The sequence below is a fragment of the Pseudomonas sp. B21-023 genome, assembly GCF_024749165.1.
Taxonomy (GTDB): domain Bacteria; phylum Pseudomonadota; class Gammaproteobacteria; order Pseudomonadales; family Pseudomonadaceae; genus Aquipseudomonas.
In genome coordinates, this window is the sequence record NZ_CP087190.1 from 3711231 (window position 1) to 3724953 (window position 13723).

The 13723-nt window shown below is 61.7% G+C and carries 15 protein-coding genes, 1 tRNA gene and 2 pseudogenes; 11 read left to right on the forward strand and 7 right to left on the reverse strand.

The window, feature by feature from the left end:
* Positions 1 to 234 precede the first annotated feature (234 nt).
* Positions 235 to 900, forward strand: coding sequence for an SOS response-associated peptidase (locus LOY42_RS16635; RefSeq protein ID WP_258598496.1), 666 nt, complete (start codon positions 235 to 237; stop codon positions 898 to 900).
* Between the two features lie 262 nt (positions 901 to 1162).
* Entirely contained in the window at positions 1163 to 1972 is an 810-nt protein-coding gene (locus LOY42_RS16640; RefSeq protein WP_139671967.1) for an META and DUF4377 domain-containing protein, read from the forward strand.
* A 66-nt stretch (positions 1973 to 2038) separates the two neighbouring features.
* Here the strand turns inward: LOY42_RS16640 and LOY42_RS16645 are convergent, their stop codons facing one another.
* Entirely contained in the window at positions 2039 to 2431 is a 393-nt protein-coding gene (locus LOY42_RS16645; RefSeq protein WP_102683320.1) for a nuclear transport factor 2 family protein, read from the reverse strand.
* Entirely contained in the window at positions 2428 to 3078 is a 651-nt protein-coding gene (locus LOY42_RS16650) for a DsbA family protein (protein ID WP_139671970.1), read from the reverse strand. Before LOY42_RS16650 ends, LOY42_RS16645 begins: the two co-directional genes overlap by 4 nt.
* 81 nt (positions 3079 to 3159) lie before the next feature.
* On the opposite strand from LOY42_RS16650, the gene LOY42_RS16655 reads away from it, so the two are divergent.
* The 3 genes and pseudogenes from LOY42_RS16655 to LOY42_RS16665 all read left to right on the forward strand — a co-directional run bounded on the left by LOY42_RS16655 (position 3160) and on the right by LOY42_RS16665 (position 4860).
* On the forward strand, positions 3160 to 4083 hold the full coding sequence (locus tag LOY42_RS16655) for a LysR family transcriptional regulator (RefSeq protein ID WP_258598499.1): 924 nt from the start codon (positions 3160 to 3162) through the stop codon (positions 4081 to 4083).
* 91 nt (positions 4084 to 4174) lie between these two features.
* Positions 4175 to 4273, forward strand: a pseudogene (locus tag LOY42_RS16660) (DUF6434 domain-containing protein); the annotation flags it as partial.
* Positions 4274 to 4488: 215 nt separating this feature from the next.
* Positions 4489 to 4860, forward strand: coding sequence for a hypothetical protein (locus LOY42_RS16665; RefSeq protein ID WP_198755386.1), 372 nt, complete (start codon positions 4489 to 4491; stop codon positions 4858 to 4860).
* Positions 4861 to 4865: 5 nt separating this feature from the next.
* Here the strand turns inward: LOY42_RS16665 and LOY42_RS16670 are convergent, their stop codons facing one another.
* Positions 4866 to 5222: a VOC family protein gene (locus LOY42_RS16670; protein WP_258598502.1), complete on the reverse strand. Its 357-nt coding sequence runs from the start codon at positions 5220 to 5222 to the stop codon at positions 4866 to 4868.
* A gap of 807 nt (positions 5223 to 6029) precedes the next feature.
* Here LOY42_RS16670 and LOY42_RS16675 point away from each other — a divergent pair.
* Positions 6030 to 6302, forward strand: a pseudogene (locus LOY42_RS16675) (integrase); the annotation flags it as partial.
* A 96-nt stretch (positions 6303 to 6398) separates the two neighbouring features.
* On the opposite strand, the gene LOY42_RS16680 reads toward LOY42_RS16675, so the two are convergent.
* Together LOY42_RS16680 and sohB are read right to left on the reverse strand one after the other, a co-directional pair.
* A tRNA-Cys gene (locus LOY42_RS16680) sits at positions 6399 to 6472 on the reverse strand.
* 144 nt (positions 6473 to 6616) lie between these two features.
* Positions 6617 to 7633, reverse strand: a complete 1017-nt coding sequence (gene sohB, locus LOY42_RS16685) for a protease SohB (RefSeq protein WP_102683324.1) — start codon at positions 7631 to 7633, stop codon at positions 6617 to 6619.
* 199 nt (positions 7634 to 7832) lie between these two features.
* On the opposite strand from sohB, the gene LOY42_RS16690 reads away from it, so the two are divergent.
* The 4 genes from LOY42_RS16690 (at position 7833) to LOY42_RS16705 (ending at position 10977) form a co-directional block, all read left to right on the forward strand.
* Entirely contained in the window at positions 7833 to 8546 is a 714-nt protein-coding gene (locus tag LOY42_RS16690) for a histidine phosphatase family protein (RefSeq protein WP_258598504.1), read from the forward strand.
* Between the two features lie 54 nt (positions 8547 to 8600).
* A complete protein-coding gene (locus LOY42_RS16695) occupies positions 8601 to 8918 on the forward strand; it encodes an SCP2 sterol-binding domain-containing protein (protein ID WP_023381290.1) in 318 nt (105 codons plus the stop codon).
* 197 nt (positions 8919 to 9115) lie between these two features.
* Positions 9116 to 10183, forward strand: coding sequence for a phosphotransferase family protein (locus LOY42_RS16700; protein ID WP_258598507.1), 1068 nt, complete (start codon positions 9116 to 9118; stop codon positions 10181 to 10183).
* A 26-nt stretch (positions 10184 to 10209) separates the two neighbouring features.
* Positions 10210 to 10977 carry an SDR family oxidoreductase gene (locus LOY42_RS16705; protein WP_046856224.1) on the forward strand — a complete coding sequence of 256 codons (768 nt, stop codon included), beginning with the start codon at positions 10210 to 10212 and terminating at the stop codon, positions 10975 to 10977.
* A 125-nt stretch (positions 10978 to 11102) separates the two neighbouring features.
* Here the strand turns inward: LOY42_RS16705 and LOY42_RS16710 are convergent, their stop codons facing one another.
* Positions 11103 to 11924, reverse strand: a complete 822-nt coding sequence (locus tag LOY42_RS16710) for a bifunctional 2-polyprenyl-6-hydroxyphenol methylase/3-demethylubiquinol 3-O-methyltransferase UbiG (RefSeq protein WP_139671985.1) — start codon at positions 11922 to 11924, stop codon at positions 11103 to 11105.
* A 135-nt stretch (positions 11925 to 12059) separates the two neighbouring features.
* Between LOY42_RS16710 and LOY42_RS16715 the strand changes: the two genes are divergently transcribed.
* Positions 12060 to 13100 (forward strand): helix-turn-helix transcriptional regulator, encoded by a 1041-nt coding sequence (locus tag LOY42_RS16715; protein ID WP_198755389.1) that lies wholly within the window; start codon positions 12060 to 12062, stop codon positions 13098 to 13100.
* Between the two features lie 40 nt (positions 13101 to 13140).
* Here LOY42_RS16715 and LOY42_RS16720 read toward each other — a convergent pair whose 3' ends face one another.
* Entirely contained in the window at positions 13141 to 13710 is a 570-nt protein-coding gene (locus LOY42_RS16720) for an SPOR domain-containing protein (RefSeq protein ID WP_102683328.1), read from the reverse strand.
* Positions 13711 to 13723 lie beyond the last annotated feature (13 nt).

Genomic DNA, 13723 nt, shown 5'->3' on the forward strand with positions numbered 1-13723 from the left:
TGGCCTGGCTTCGATACGTTCTGTTCAACCCGCCGATCTGGCGGGTTTTCTTTTTTCTGGGCTTTCCTTCCTGCGCAAGCCTCGGTCGTTGACAACATTTTCACGTCTGCTGTGGCAAGTTGACGACTCATCCGTGAAACACTTGGCCCGCCCTCCCCAGCGGGCCTTTCTTTGCCTGCAGCACAAGACCTCGCGCGATCTATGCTTCACCTGCGTACGCAGGAGAGGCTTACGATGTGCGGAAGGCTCAGCCAGTACCGTGGAATCCATGAATTCGTCAAAACGCTCAGCATGCCGGATGCCTGGCGTAACGCCGTGGGTGACCGGGCATTGCTGCGCTACAACGTCGCCCCCGGCACGCCCGTGGCTGTACTGCGCCGGGAGGCTGCCGGCAGCAGGGCCGATCTGGTGAAATGGGGCTGGCGCCCACATTGGGCCACCGCCCCTGTCACGCCGGTCAATGCCAGGGCCGAGAAGGTCGCCCATGGGCCCTACTTTCGCTCGATCTGGCCCCTCCGCGCCGTCGTGCCCGTGGATGGCTGGTTCGAATGGGTCGATGAGGGCGCGGCGAAGAAACAGCCGTATTTCATCCGCCGCCGCGATGGCCACCCTGCCCTCTGCGCGGCCATCGGCCAATTTTCCGACAATGAACGCGACGGCTTCGTCATCATCACCGCCGACGCTCAAGGCGGCCTGGTCGATGTCCACGACCGCAGGCCAGTGGTGCTGTCAGCGCAGCTGGCCGTGGCTTGGATGGCGCCCGACCTGCCCAGCGAAGCTGCCGAGCAGATGGCCCTAGGCCTGGGCGAGCCGGCCGAGCGCTTCGAGTGGTATCGGGTCGGCATGGCAGTGGGTAATGCACGCAACCAGGGCGCCGAGCTCATCCAGCCGCTACCATGAACGACTTACCCGCGGGCTCGGGGAGCAAGACATCCGCTCGAAAACCGCCAGCGTAGTGTGCAAAATTTCGTAACACTTACCCATCACCCATTCCATGAAACCGAACGGGATCAATGCTGTCCGATTGCCATCGGTAGCTGCAGAGGTCACCTCGAGTTGTCGCCGGACAACCCGATACATCCTCGACAAAACCGGCTTACCGGCGCGCGCACCCCACCTGCGAGGATGCCGCCCTTATTTTTCAAGGCTGAAAGAGCGAACCATGAAACAGAATATTCTCCTCGTCGCCGTCTGTGCCGCCCTGCTTCAGGCCTGCACCCCGGCTTCCACCTCCCATGAAGGATCGCCTTCCATGCCGGCCACCACCGCGTCTGCCGCAGCCCAGCCTCTGCTCTCGGCCTACTACTGGAACCTGGCATCGGCCAGCGATGCAGCCGGCAAGCCCAACGCAGCCCTGGCCTCAGGCATCGAGCGCAAGTTGCGCCTGAATTTCGGTGACCAGCGCCTGAACATCAGCGGTGGCTGCAACAACCAGTTCGGTGGCTACAGCTATCAGAACGGTGTCCTGAAGGTGCAGCAACTGGCTTCGACCATGATGGCCTGCGACAAGCGCCTGATGGACCTGGATGCCGAGATCGGACGCCTGTTGAAAGGTGATCTGCGCGCGGCCTTCAGCGGCGAAACCCACGCACCCATGCTGCAATTGACCACCCAGGACGGTTCGGTGCTGAAGTTTCAGGGCGAAGCCACTCCAGAAACCCGCTACGGCAGCAAGGGTGAGACCAAGTTCCTGGAAGTTGCCGCCAACACAGTCAAGTGCAGCCATCCGCTGATCCCCAACTACCAGTGCCTGCAAGTGCGCGAGCGCCGTTATGACGACGCTGGTCTGCAACTGCCGACCGAGGACAACTGGCACCCGCTGTACCAGTCCATCGAGGGCTACGAGCACCATGACGGCGTGCGTACCGTGGTGCGGGTAAAGCAGTACGAATGGAAGAACCCGCCAGCCGACGCCCCGTCGCAAGTCTATGTGCTGGACCTGGTGGTCGAGCAGGATGCTTCGGGCAAGTAATTGCCAGTCGACGCAGGCCGCCCTGCAGCGGCCTGCGCCTGGAACCGACGCCGATCGTGAAACGGCTCAGGTAAGCGCCGCGTTGACCTGCGCACTGTCGACGTACTGCTCCATGCTGACGATCTTGCCGTTGTTCAGCCGGTACAGATGGGCAAAGGTAGCAGTCATCGCTTTCCCGGTCTTGCGATAGGTGCCCGAGTAGACGCCAAAGGCGGCAACCCGGTCGTCCTCGGCCACATAGGTATGCACCTTGGCCTGGTAGCCATCCCATTCGGTGGCCAGGCGATGGAACACACCCTCCATGATCGCCTGCGGGCCGACATAGGTACCGGCATAAGGGAAGCCAGCCGCCTCGGTCCAGGTCACGTCCGCAGCCAGCGCCGCCAGCAGATTCCGGCCATTCTGTTCGGCTGAGCCTTCGTACGAGGCTCGGATGATGTCCAGGTTGCTCCTGCTCATGGTTTTACCCCCACGTTCAGCTCGCGAATGAAGGCCTGAGGATCTGAAAAGATAGCGCTGGCAGGTAACAACTGCATGGCGTCGTCCGCTTGTTGCAGAACGAATGTCGGCACGCCTTGACCGCCCACGCGACGCAACAAGGCGCGCCCCTGCCCCACACGATCATCGTTGGCCTGCAGCAAGGCCAAATCCGGACGCGTCAGCCGCTGCGCGGCGGCATCCAGACCCAGGTCCGCCAGCACTGCTGTCAACGTCTCCAGTCGAGTCACGTCCAGGCCATCGACATAGCGCGCTGCCTGAATCGCCTTGAGCGCTTCGAACTCGTGCTCTGGCGAAGTCAGGTTCACTGCGCTGAGCGCCAGGGTAGACGGACCACTGTCGAACCCCTGAAGACGGTCGGCGAGTACCTGGTCACGATAGCGTTCACTGAAGACCTGCCCGGTCAGGCGCTCGATACGCTGGTCGTTGCTCCAGGCGTAGGCCGCAAAGTCATCATCCATGGCGCGAGCACCGCTGCCGGAAAACAGCCCCGTCGGTATCAGTCGCAACGCAAGGCCCGTGGATTGGAGAACGCGGGGCAGCAGTCCGCCTGCACCGTAGCACCAGCCACAGAGTGGATCGAAGAGGTAAACCAGGGTCTTGCTCATAGTGGATCGCCTTGAATGAAATGCCTCGAATCTTATAGATCAAGCATTGACATTTAAACGCGCACAAAATAAACGAACTGTATGTTATTGGCATACATTAAGGACATATCAATAACCGGCGCTTCCAGCCTGAACAGGCTTGCGTACTTCACCGCGGTGGTCGAAACCGGCTCCTTCACCGCCGCTGCCGAGCGCCTCGGCATCACCAAGGCCGTGGTCAGCCAGCAGGTAGCGCGACTGGAAAGCGACTGTCGCACCACACTGCTGGTTCGCAGCACGCGAAAAGTCCGCACCACCGAGGCGGGCCAACAGTTCTATCACCGCTGTACATTGATCCTCAAAGAGGCTGAAGAGGCTTTCGAGGAATTGTCCGAAGCCGCCAGCGAGCCGACGGGCACCCTCCGCCTGACCGCCCCTTTCGATTACGGCATCGGTGTCGTGGTGCCGGCCATCACCGCATTCTCGCAGCGATATCCGCAGTGCAAGGTCGAAGCACACTTCAGCGACCAGACCCTGGATCTGGGCGCCAACGATCTGGACCTTTCCATTCGCGTTGGCTGGATAACCGAGCAACATCTGCAGGCCCGGCGAATCGGCGAGTTTGCGCAACGATTGGTGGCCGGCCCTCAGTGGCAAGCGCGAGTGGACAAACTGCAGACCCCGGCGGATCTGGCCGAGTTGCCGATCGTGGCGAACCTGGCGCTGCGAGAACCGACCCGTTGGCTATTTGCCAAGGGTGCCTCGCAGCGCGAAACAGTGGAGATGAAAGCCAGCCTGTCGCTCAACGCCACCTTGGCAGTGCGCGAAGCCACGCTACTCGGGGCCGGGCTATCGGTCCTTCCGGACTATGTGGCTGAGCCTGACCTGCAAGCAGGCCGGCTGATCGAGGTGCTGCCGCAATGGTCGCTACCCCGAGGCGAGATCCATGCAGTCTTTCCAACGGCTCGCTTTCGACCGGTCAAAGTGCGGGCGTTTGTCGAGCTTCTGGCAAGCCGCCTGGCTTAATTAGACGGCGCAGACCATCAGGTCAGGGCGCGTCCGCGCAGCCGCCGACAATACTACGCTCCTGGGATCACAGCCATCCAAGGGAATGAAGATGAGCTTCGACTGGCACGCTGGACCGATCACCCGCGCCACCCAGCTGGACAGGCACTACCGGAACACGCAGAAGGTCCGGCGGTTCTTGGTCGGTGAAAACTGTGCGGACTCCGGATCCTTCAAGTGATAGGCGGCAGCCTTACGCGCCCGATCGATATCGCTAGCCCCGCATCCCGCCAGGACGATTCCGGCCAAGGCCCCCAGTGCCATTCGCTAAGTCGTGATTAACCCCAAGCCGGGCCAAGCGCCGCTCATTCTTTAACCCACGATTTTTCGCGGGCTCGTCAATCTCAACTCGCAAGGACGCGAACAATGCCCTCACTCAAGAAGTATCTGGTCAGCAGCCTTCTGGCCTTATCCACTGCAGTCGGAGGCGCGCTACTAGAAGCCTCCACCGACCTTCTCAAGAAGAATTTCGAGCCAGCCCTGATCAGCACCAGGAACACGTTTGAAGACTGGCTCTCACCGCTACCAGCCAAAGCGCTGATAGGCATCAACCTGATGTTCTACATGCCATCTGCATATGGTGATGAGACTCGTTCAGAAGGGTTTTCAGCGACCATCCCAGCCAAGATCTGCCGCCAGACTGATAGGCACGACATCGTGCGTTTAGGACCACAATCTACCACAGCCAGGCAGCCGCAGACGCAAGCCGGAGTATGCCCAGCAAGTCACTGGGCTTAACTGGTTCAGTCCGTTTCGGTCCAGACAGCCAACTCATACCCATCAGGATCAGTGAAGTGGAATCGCTTCCCGCCTGGGAACGAAAATACCTCTCGGCTGATTTTCCCTCCCGCAGCCAACACTCTGACCTGGGCGTCGACGAGGTCGTCCGAATACAAGATGACCAGCGGGCCACCGGGCCTGACAGGCTCACCCGTGGTGAAGCCGCCAGCAAGCCGGCTGTCGCTGAACTCGGTGTATGTGGGGCCGTAATCGACGAAGGTCCAACCGAACACAGCGCCGTAGAAAGCCTTGCTGCGGCTGATATCGCTAACGTTGAACTCGATGTTGTCGATCTGACGATCTGTTCCTCTGCTGCTCATTGGCACCTCCCTGTTGGAGGTCGGAATCTATCACAGCCAGTCATAGGTCCGCCGACAAGCGCCACCCGCCCACGTCCATTTGTTCTACCCTTACCCTCCCCAACCACTCACATGAAGGGTGCGAAGATGCCCGACGATGAGAAGCGGAGATTTGCCGAGGCGCTGGAGCACTGGGCGGAGGCTGTGGATGCGATCCGCACCAGGGATCGGGCCGAGGCCATTGCCCAGGTCGAAGAGCTACGGAGCATGCGCCTTATGCGGCTTTCCACACCAGCGCGCTATGGGAGTACGATGCGTGGAAGCGCCGGGGCCTGGGGTGAGCCCAGATGCAAAAAGCCCAGCTCGGGGGCTGGGCTTCTAGCCAGTAGTGCTCGCCTTGAATCAGTGAGCCTTTAGACTTGGCAATTATTCCAGTGGGCGCTCGTGATGGCTATAGCGCTCGGCGTTGGATGCCCGCGATGGGTCCGGCGGACCTTGTCTCTGCCCGCCTCGAAAGGGCCGGTTTTCGATGTAATCGTCGCGATCCTCTGGGCGGGCCCTCTTGGCATCCTCGTCTCGACCGGCTGGCCAGCTACCATTACCGGCTGACTTGCCACCCTGTCCGTTATCCCTATCTCTGGTCATACGCACCTCTCAATGCTCAGAAGTTTCTGAGCTACATCGAGTGTGCTCCGACAACGACAAGAGAAGTTTTATATCAGACCGATGGTTGCAAGCGAAAACATCAATTACTCACAGCTGTCCACCCTGGACGGAAAGCCAGTAACCAATGATGGCGGGGCAGTAGTAGCCTCCAGATTCCAATCAGCCAAGGAGCACGGGAAGCGCATGAGCTGGGGGATGCTTTGCAACCGATAGGCCGAAGCCAGAGAGGCAGCCAGAAAGAAGGCTGAACTGGAGAAAAAAACCGACCTGGCCAACCGGATAGCGCACTTCCAGTTCAGGGACATCCGACCGAAGGCGGCGTCGGAAATCAACGATCTGAGCGATGCAAGCGTGCTGTTGGGCCACTCGAAAGAAGGAATCACCGAGCGCGTTTACCGTCGAGTCGGAGCGATCGCCAAGCCTTCAAAAGGCTGAGGTTTCGGAACTCCATACCTTTTGTTTCGGAACTCTTGGCATTTTCTGCACGCAAAGAAAAACCCCGCAGACCTAGATCTGCGGGGTTTCGAATAGTGGAGGCCGAGGTCGGAATCGAACCGGCGTAGACGGATTTGCAATCCGGAGCATAACCACTTTGCTACTCGGCCTCAAAGTCGGAGTCAGCTTTCGCTATCTCCTTGAAACCGCTGGGCTTTTTCAAGCCAGCTGCGTTTCGATGGACGCCATTATGTCGGCATTCGATGCACCTTGCAACCCCCTTGAAGAAAAAAATCTTCAAGGGGTTCAAGGTGTTAGCGCAGACGCCCGAGTTTGCTCCACAAGCCTACCAGGGTATTCTCCACCGCCCCGCTGGCGGCCATGCCGATGCGCTCCTGCAGGCTCTTGCGCTCGGCGAAACGCAGATGGAACACGTTGGCCTCGCGTGCGCTGCGGCTCAGGTACTCGTCGCTGGTGCCCAGTTCGTCGACCAGTTGGCGATTGAGCGCAGCGATGCCGAGCCAGACCTCGCCGGTCGCCACTTCGTCTATATGAAGCTGCGGGCGGTAGCGGGCGACGAAATCCTTGAACAGCTGGTGGGTGATGTCCAGGTCTTCCTGAAACTTCTCCCGACCCTTCTCGGTGTTCTCGCCGAACACGGTCAGGGTGCGCTTGTATTCGCCGGCGGTGAGCACTTCGAAATCGATGTCATGCTTCTTCAACAGGCGATTGAGGTTGGGCATCTGCGCCACCACGCCAATCGAACCGAGCACGGCAAACGGTGCGCTGACGATCTTCTCGCCGATACAGGCCATCATGTAGCCGCCGCTGGCGGCGACCTTGTCGATGCAGATGGTCAGCGGGATGCCGGCCTCGCGGATGCGCGCCAGCTGCGAGGCCGCCAGGCCATAGCTGTGCACCAGGCCACCGCCGCTCTCCAGGCGCAGCACCACCTCGTCACGCGGGGTGGCCAGGGTCAGCAGCGCGGTGATCTCGTTGCGCAGGCTCTCGGTGGCCGAGGCCTTGATGTCGCCGTCGAAATCAAGGACGAACACCCGGCGCTTGTCCTCAGGCTTTTTCTTCTGCTGTTTTTCCGCCTTGGCCTGCTGCTTGCGCACGGCCTTGAGCTGGGCCTTGTCGAGCAGGCCCGACTCCAGGCGCTCGCGCAGTTCCTTGTAGAACTCGTTGAGGCGGGTGACCTGCAGTTGCCCGCCCGGCTTGCGCCGCCCTTTGCCACGCAGGCCGGCGATGGCCGACAGCACCACCAGGATGGCGATCACCAGGGTGGCGGTTTTGGCGAGAAAGCTTGCGTATTCGGCAAGAAACTCCACATTGACTCCTTGATAAACCAGCGCCGCAAGGACGCGAACTGGATGCAAGCATACCGGGGCGCCATAGCCTCTGCCAGCGGGTGAAAATGCTGGCAACACAGTTCAAACGACCTTTTCAAACGCTTGTATGTTTTTTCGTTGACAGCCCGCCTGGGGCAACCTAACCTCGCAGCAACCTCCAACCGGGCCGGACTTCAACGTGGGCAATCTCTACCTGATCCGACATGGCCAAGCCTCCTTTGGTGCCGCCGACTACGACGTCCTGTCGCCTGTGGGCGAGCGTCAGAGCCAGGCACTGGGTGAACACCTGGCCCAACTGGGCCTGCGCCTGGACCGCTGCGTGGCCGGCACCTTGCGCCGCCAGCAGGACACCGCCCGCCTGGCCCTGGACGCATTGCATGCCCATGGCAACCCGACCCCGGCCATTGAGACCGACCCGGCCTTCAACGAGTTCGACGCCGATGGCGTTATTCGCGCCCTGCTCCCGCGCCTGCTGCCTGAAGAGCCTGAAGCCCTGCATGTACTGCGCAACGGTGCCCAGCACCGCAGCGAGTTCCAGCGTCTGTTCGCCCTGATGGTGCAGCGCTGGCACGACGGCGACCACGACCACGACGATCGCCTGGAAACCTGGCAGTCTTTCAGCGGCCGGGTCGGCGATGGCCTGGGGCGCCTGCTAGACAGCGCTGCCAGCGGAGACAACATTGCCCTGTTCACTTCCGGCGGCACCATTGCCGCCCTGCTCCACCTGGTGAGCGGAATCACGCCGGCTCAGGCATTTACCCTGAACTGGCAGATCATCAACACGTCGCTAAGCCACCTGAAATTCCGGGGCCGCGACGTCACCCTGGCTTCCTTCAACAGCCAAGCCCATGTGCGGCTGTTGCGGTTGCCGGAGCTCGTCACCTACCGATGAGCCCGGTCTGTTGTGTCCTTGCGGACGCGAATATCACTTAACAAGGAATACACCATGAGCGATGTAGCTAAAGCCGTCGAGGCGATGAAGGCAAAATTCAACCCTGCAGCTGCCGCCGGCCTGGATCTGGTGTTCGGCTTCAACATCACCGACGAAGACAAGCACTACGCCCTGCTGGTCAAGGACGGCACCTGCGAGATCCAGGAAGGCGAGAACGCCGACGCCAACTGCACCCTGGTACTGGACAGCGAAACCCTCAAGGGTATCGTCAGCGGTGACACCGACGGCATGCAGGCCTTCATGAGCGGCAAGCTGCGCGTCGAAGGCGACATGATGCTGTCGATGAAGCTCAGCGAGCTGTTCCCGGCCTGATCGGCGCGGTAGATCGCGAATGAAAAAGACCGAAGCCTGATGCGCTTCGGTTTTTTTTCGCCCGCGCAAAGCCCGCCCATCAGGGCCATTGATCGGCCGGCAACACCCAGGCCAATAAGCGCCTGGCACGCTTGTACCAGTTTCGACAGGAAATTAGATTAGCCAATAGTCCTTGCTATCGATCATAAGGAAATCGCATGACGCTCACCGACCAGTCCACCCAGGTACGCCCCGGCGAAGAACTCGACGCGGCCGTCATCGATCCGTACCTCAAGGGTCATATCGCCGGGCTGCAGGGTAGCCCGATCATCAGCCAGTTTCCGGGGGGCGCCTCGAACCTGACCTACCTGGTGGCCTACCCAGGCAAGGAATTCGTCCTGCGACGCCCGCCATTCGGCCACAAGGCCAAGTCGGCCCACGACATGGGCCGCGAGTTCCGCATCCTCAACCAGCTCAATGCCGGTTTCCCCTATTGCCCCAAGGCCTACGTGCACTGCACCGAGGAAGCACTCATCGGCGGCGAGTTCTATGTGATGGAGCGAGTCAACGGCATCATCCTGCGCTCCAACATCCCCGCCGGACTCGACCTGGACGCCGACCGAACCGAGGCGCTGTGCAAAAGCTTCATCGATCGCCTGGTCGAGCTGCACCAGGTGGACTACCAGGCGTGCGGCCTGGCCGACCTGGGCAAACCGGAAGGTTACGTGCAGCGCCAGATCGAAGGCTGGGCCAGCCGCTATGAAAAAGCCCTGACCCCCGACGCACCTCGCTGGGAGCAGGTGATCGCCTGGCTGCGCGAGAAGATGCCCACCGACCACCCGCGCCCGGGCATCGTGCATAACGACTACCGTTTCGACAATGTCATCCTCGACAGCGCCAACCCGATGCGCATCATCGGCGTACTGGACTGGGAAATGGCCACCATCGGCGACCCGCTGATGGACCTGGGCAACAGCCTGGCCTACTGGATCGAGGCCGGCGACCCGGCGCCGGTGCAACTGATGCGCCGCCAACCGAGCAACGCACCGGGGATGCTGACCCGCAAGCAGTTTGTCGACTACTACGCCGAGCGCGCCGGCATTCGCATCGACAATTTCGACTTCTATTACTGCTATGGCCTGTTCCGCCTGGCAGGTATCGTCCAGCAGATCTACTACCGCTTCTTCCACGGCCAGACCCAGGACAAACGCTTCGCCCAGTTCATCCACATGAACAAGCTGCTGGAGCACATGAGCCTGCAACTGATCGGCAAATCCAGCCTGTAACCCGGCATACAACAAGGAATACCCGAATGTCCAAGACCCACCTGTTCGACCTCGACGGCAAGATCGCCTTCGTTTCCGGTGCCAGCCGTGGCATCGGTGAAGCCATTGCCCACCTGCTGGCCCAGCAGGGCGCCCATGTGATCGTCTCCAGCCGCAAACTCGACGGCTGCCAGCAGGTCGCCGAGGCGATCGTCGCCGCCGGCGGCAAGGCCACCGCGGTGGCCTGCCATATCGGCGAGATGGAGCAGATCCAGCAGGTGTTCGCCGGCATCCGCGAGCAGTTCGGGCGCCTCGACATCCTGGTCAATAACGCCGCCACCAACCCGCAGTTCTGCAACGTGCTGGACACTGACCTGGGCGCATTCCAGAAGACCGTCGACGTCAATATCCGCGGTTACTTCTTCATGTCGGTGGAAGCCGGCAAGCTGATGCGCGAGCACGGCGGTGGCAGCATCATCAATGTGGCCTCGATCAACGGAGTGTCACCGGGGCTGTTCCAGGGCATCTACTCGGTGACCAAGGCGGCCGTGATCAACATGACCAAGGTGTTTGCCAAGGAGTGCGCGCAGTTCGGTATCCGCTGCAACGCCCTGCTGCCCGGCCTGACCGACACCAAGTTCGCCTCGGCGCTGGTGAAGAACGACAGCATCCGCAATGCCGCGTTGCAGCAGATCCCGCTCAAGCGCGTGGCCGACCCGAGCGAAATGGCCGGGGCGGTGCTGTACCTGGCCAGCGACGCCTCCAGCTATACCACCGGCACCGCGCTCAATGTGGACGGCGGGTTCCTGTCCTGAGCACACAGGTCCCTGACTGAAATGGCGCGGATTTCGTGGGAGCGGGCTTGACCCGCGACTGCAATCGCGAACCTGTCGCGGGGCAAGCCCGCTCCCACGGCTCGCGTACACGCCAAGCCTTTGACCTACCCTTTGACCGCCTGCAGCGTATAGCTCAGCGGCAATCTCCAGGGCGCCTCGACCAGGCGCCACTCGCCGTCATCACCTAACGCCATCTGCCCAGGCAAGGCCTCCCAGGGAATGCTCTGGTGCTCCTCCAGGGCGGTGATGCGCAGGCCGCTACTCAACAGCGCGGTGATCACCTCGCCGAGGCCATGGTTCCACTCATGGGTTTCGGTCTGCGTCAGGGCCTGGTCGGTATCGACGTAGGTCTGGTCGCTGATCCACACGGTCGGTGCCTCGCACTCGAAGTACGGATACTCCAGTTGCAAACGGTCCTCATGGTCTTCGTTGACCGCCATCAGCATCGGGTGGCCATCGCGCAGGAACAGGCGTCCGCCCGGCTTGAGCAATGCCGCCACCGCCTGCGCCCAGCGCTCGATGCTCGGCAGCCAGCACAACGCGCCGATACCGGTGTAGACCAGATCGAAACCAGCGGCCGGTAGTACCTGAGCAGCCTGGTAGACGTCCGCCTCGACATAGGCAATGCCAGCGCCGCAACGTTCGGCCAGGTCACGCGCCTGGGCCAGCGAGGCGGCAGAGAAGTCCAGGCCACAGATATCCGCACCCAGGCGCGCCAGCGACAAGGTGTCGGTACCGATATGGCATTGCAGGTGCACCGTGCGCAGGCCATGGATATCGCCCAGGCGTGGCAGGTCGAAACGCACCACTTCGGACAGGTGGCCGGCTTCGGCGACAAAGCGTTCGACCTCGTAGTCCTTTGAAGCGGCGTGCAGCGGCGCCCGTTCATTCCAACTGGCGCGGTTGAGTTCCAATGATCGGCTCATGCGGTGCATCCCTGTCCTTTATAAGTCAGGCGCCACGTTAACCGGCGCCGCCGGGCGCGGCAACCGAGCTGTCAACCTCAAGTTGACAGCTCAGGTATACTGGCTGCCTCGCCCACGCCCAAGGATCCAGCACCCATGACGGAAAACAGCTTCGCCTTTCGCCTCAAGGAACTGCTCGAACACCACAAGCTGACCCTGCAGGCGGTGGGCACGGCCTTGGGGATCTCGCGCACGGCGGTGCACAAGTGGACCCGCGGCGGCGAGATCGACTACGCCAATCTGCGCAAGCTGGCCGACCTGCTCAAGGTCAACTGGATCTGGCTGCGCTATGGCGAAGAGGCCCTGCACAGCGTGCAGCAGGCCGAGGTGGTCGAGCTGCCGATGACCGACGTGCGTCGTCGCTACACCGCCGAGATAATGGAGAGCGAGACGCGCATGAAGCTGGCCCAGGAAGGTGCGCGCATCGTCACCTGGGAATGGAACCTGGTCACCGACGAAGTGACCTACTCGCCCAACGTCGAGGCAGTATATGGCTGGCCACTACGGCGCAATGAGGACTTCTGGGAGCACATCCATCCCGAGGACGCCAGCCACATGCAGGGCATGTATGCCCAGGCCGTGGCTGACGGCACCGGTTGCGAGTGCGACTTTCGCATCACCCGCCCCGACGGCGACCAACGCTGGATCGCCTCGCGCGCCACGGTGCTGAGCGACAGTGCCGGGCGCCCGGTAAAGATGGTCGGCATCAGCATGGACAACACCGAGCGCAAGGTGGCCGAAGAGGAATTGCGCCAGAGCGAGGCGCGCTTTCGCACCATCTTCGAACTGGCCTGGGGCGCGCTGGCCTACATCGACCCGGATGGTAGTTGGCAGCGGGTCAACGGCAGCCTCTGCGAATTGCTGGGTTACCGTGAGGACGAGCTGTACGGCACGACGTTCCAGCAGCTCACCCATCCCGACGATCTGCCGGACAACCTGGCACTGCTGCGGCGTATGCTGGCCGGCGAGATCGAGCGATACGAAGTGCAGAAGCGTGTGCGCCACAAGGACGGGCACTACCTCTGGGTGCGGGCACGCACCTCGCTGGAGCGCCGCGCCGACGGGCAGCCGGAGCATCTGATCAGCGTGTTCGAGGACATCGGCACCGAACGCGAGGCAAGCCCGCGTTCAATCTGATACCTGCCCAGCGTCCAAGCCTGGCAGGTACGGGTGAACGTCAGCGCTGGACGCCGTGCTGGATGACGATCGAGTCGGTGCCCAGCTTGGCCATCACTTCGGCCTTGCGCGCATCGGCCTCGACCTTGGCCGGGAACGGCCCCATCAGCACCACCGGCTTGCCGTCGCGGTATTCGACCCAGGACGGGATGCCCTTTTCGATCAGGCGTGCGGTCATGTCAGTCAGGGCGCCCATGTTCGGCCCCTGGATCACCTCCACGTCCCAGCCTTCCGGTGCCGGCTGGTCGGCCAGCGCCTCGGCGCGGCGCTGCAGGTCGGCGCCACCGCAGACTTCACGGATACGCAGGTTGTTGCCGGTCTCGTCGATGAGGATCTCGTACTGACCGTCGTGCTTGATCGCCACGTAGCTGCGATAAGGCTCGTACTGACCGGCGTCATCCTTGCCGCGCACCTGGCCACAGATGGAACCCTGGGTGTCGAAGCGCACGTTGGCGAACTTGGCCGTCTTGGGGTTGTTCAGGTGTTCGGCCACCTGCTTGTGCACGCCTTCGACCTCGTTGTTACAGCCCGCCAGGGCCAACACCGCCATTACCACCGCCAGTTTGCGCACGCCTGTACCTCCA

Bases quoted from the DNA above. Each gene is read 5' to 3' on its own strand.
- LOY42_RS16695 (WP_023381290.1), top strand. From the start codon at position 8,601: ATGAGCGATGTAGCTAAAGCCGTCGAGGCGATGAAGGCAAAATTCAAC.
- LOY42_RS16645 (WP_102683320.1), bottom strand. From the start codon at position 2,431: ATGAGCAGGAGCAACCTGGACATCATCCGAGCCTCGTACGAAGGCTCA.
- LOY42_RS16640 (WP_139671967.1), top strand. From the start codon at position 1,163: ATGAAACAGAATATTCTCCTCGTCGCCGTCTGTGCCGCCCTGCTTCAG.
- LOY42_RS16665 (WP_198755386.1), top strand. From the start codon at position 4,489: ATGCCCTCACTCAAGAAGTATCTGGTCAGCAGCCTTCTGGCCTTATCC.
- LOY42_RS16655 (WP_258598499.1), top strand. From the start codon at position 3,160: ATGTTATTGGCATACATTAAGGACATATCAATAACCGGCGCTTCCAGC.
- LOY42_RS16715 (WP_198755389.1), top strand. From the start codon at position 12,060: ATGACGGAAAACAGCTTCGCCTTTCGCCTCAAGGAACTGCTCGAACAC.
- LOY42_RS16705 (WP_046856224.1), top strand. From the start codon at position 10,210: ATGTCCAAGACCCACCTGTTCGACCTCGACGGCAAGATCGCCTTCGTT.
- LOY42_RS16635 (WP_258598496.1), top strand. From the start codon at position 235: ATGTGCGGAAGGCTCAGCCAGTACCGTGGAATCCATGAATTCGTCAAA.
- LOY42_RS16710 (WP_139671985.1), bottom strand. From the start codon at position 11,924: ATGAGCCGATCATTGGAACTCAACCGCGCCAGTTGGAATGAACGGGCG.
- LOY42_RS16650 (WP_139671970.1), bottom strand. From the start codon at position 3,078: ATGAGCAAGACCCTGGTTTACCTCTTCGATCCACTCTGTGGCTGGTGC.
- LOY42_RS16700 (WP_258598507.1), top strand. From the start codon at position 9,116: ATGACGCTCACCGACCAGTCCACCCAGGTACGCCCCGGCGAAGAACTC.
- LOY42_RS16670 (WP_258598502.1), bottom strand. From the start codon at position 5,222: ATGAGCAGCAGAGGAACAGATCGTCAGATCGACAACATCGAGTTCAAC.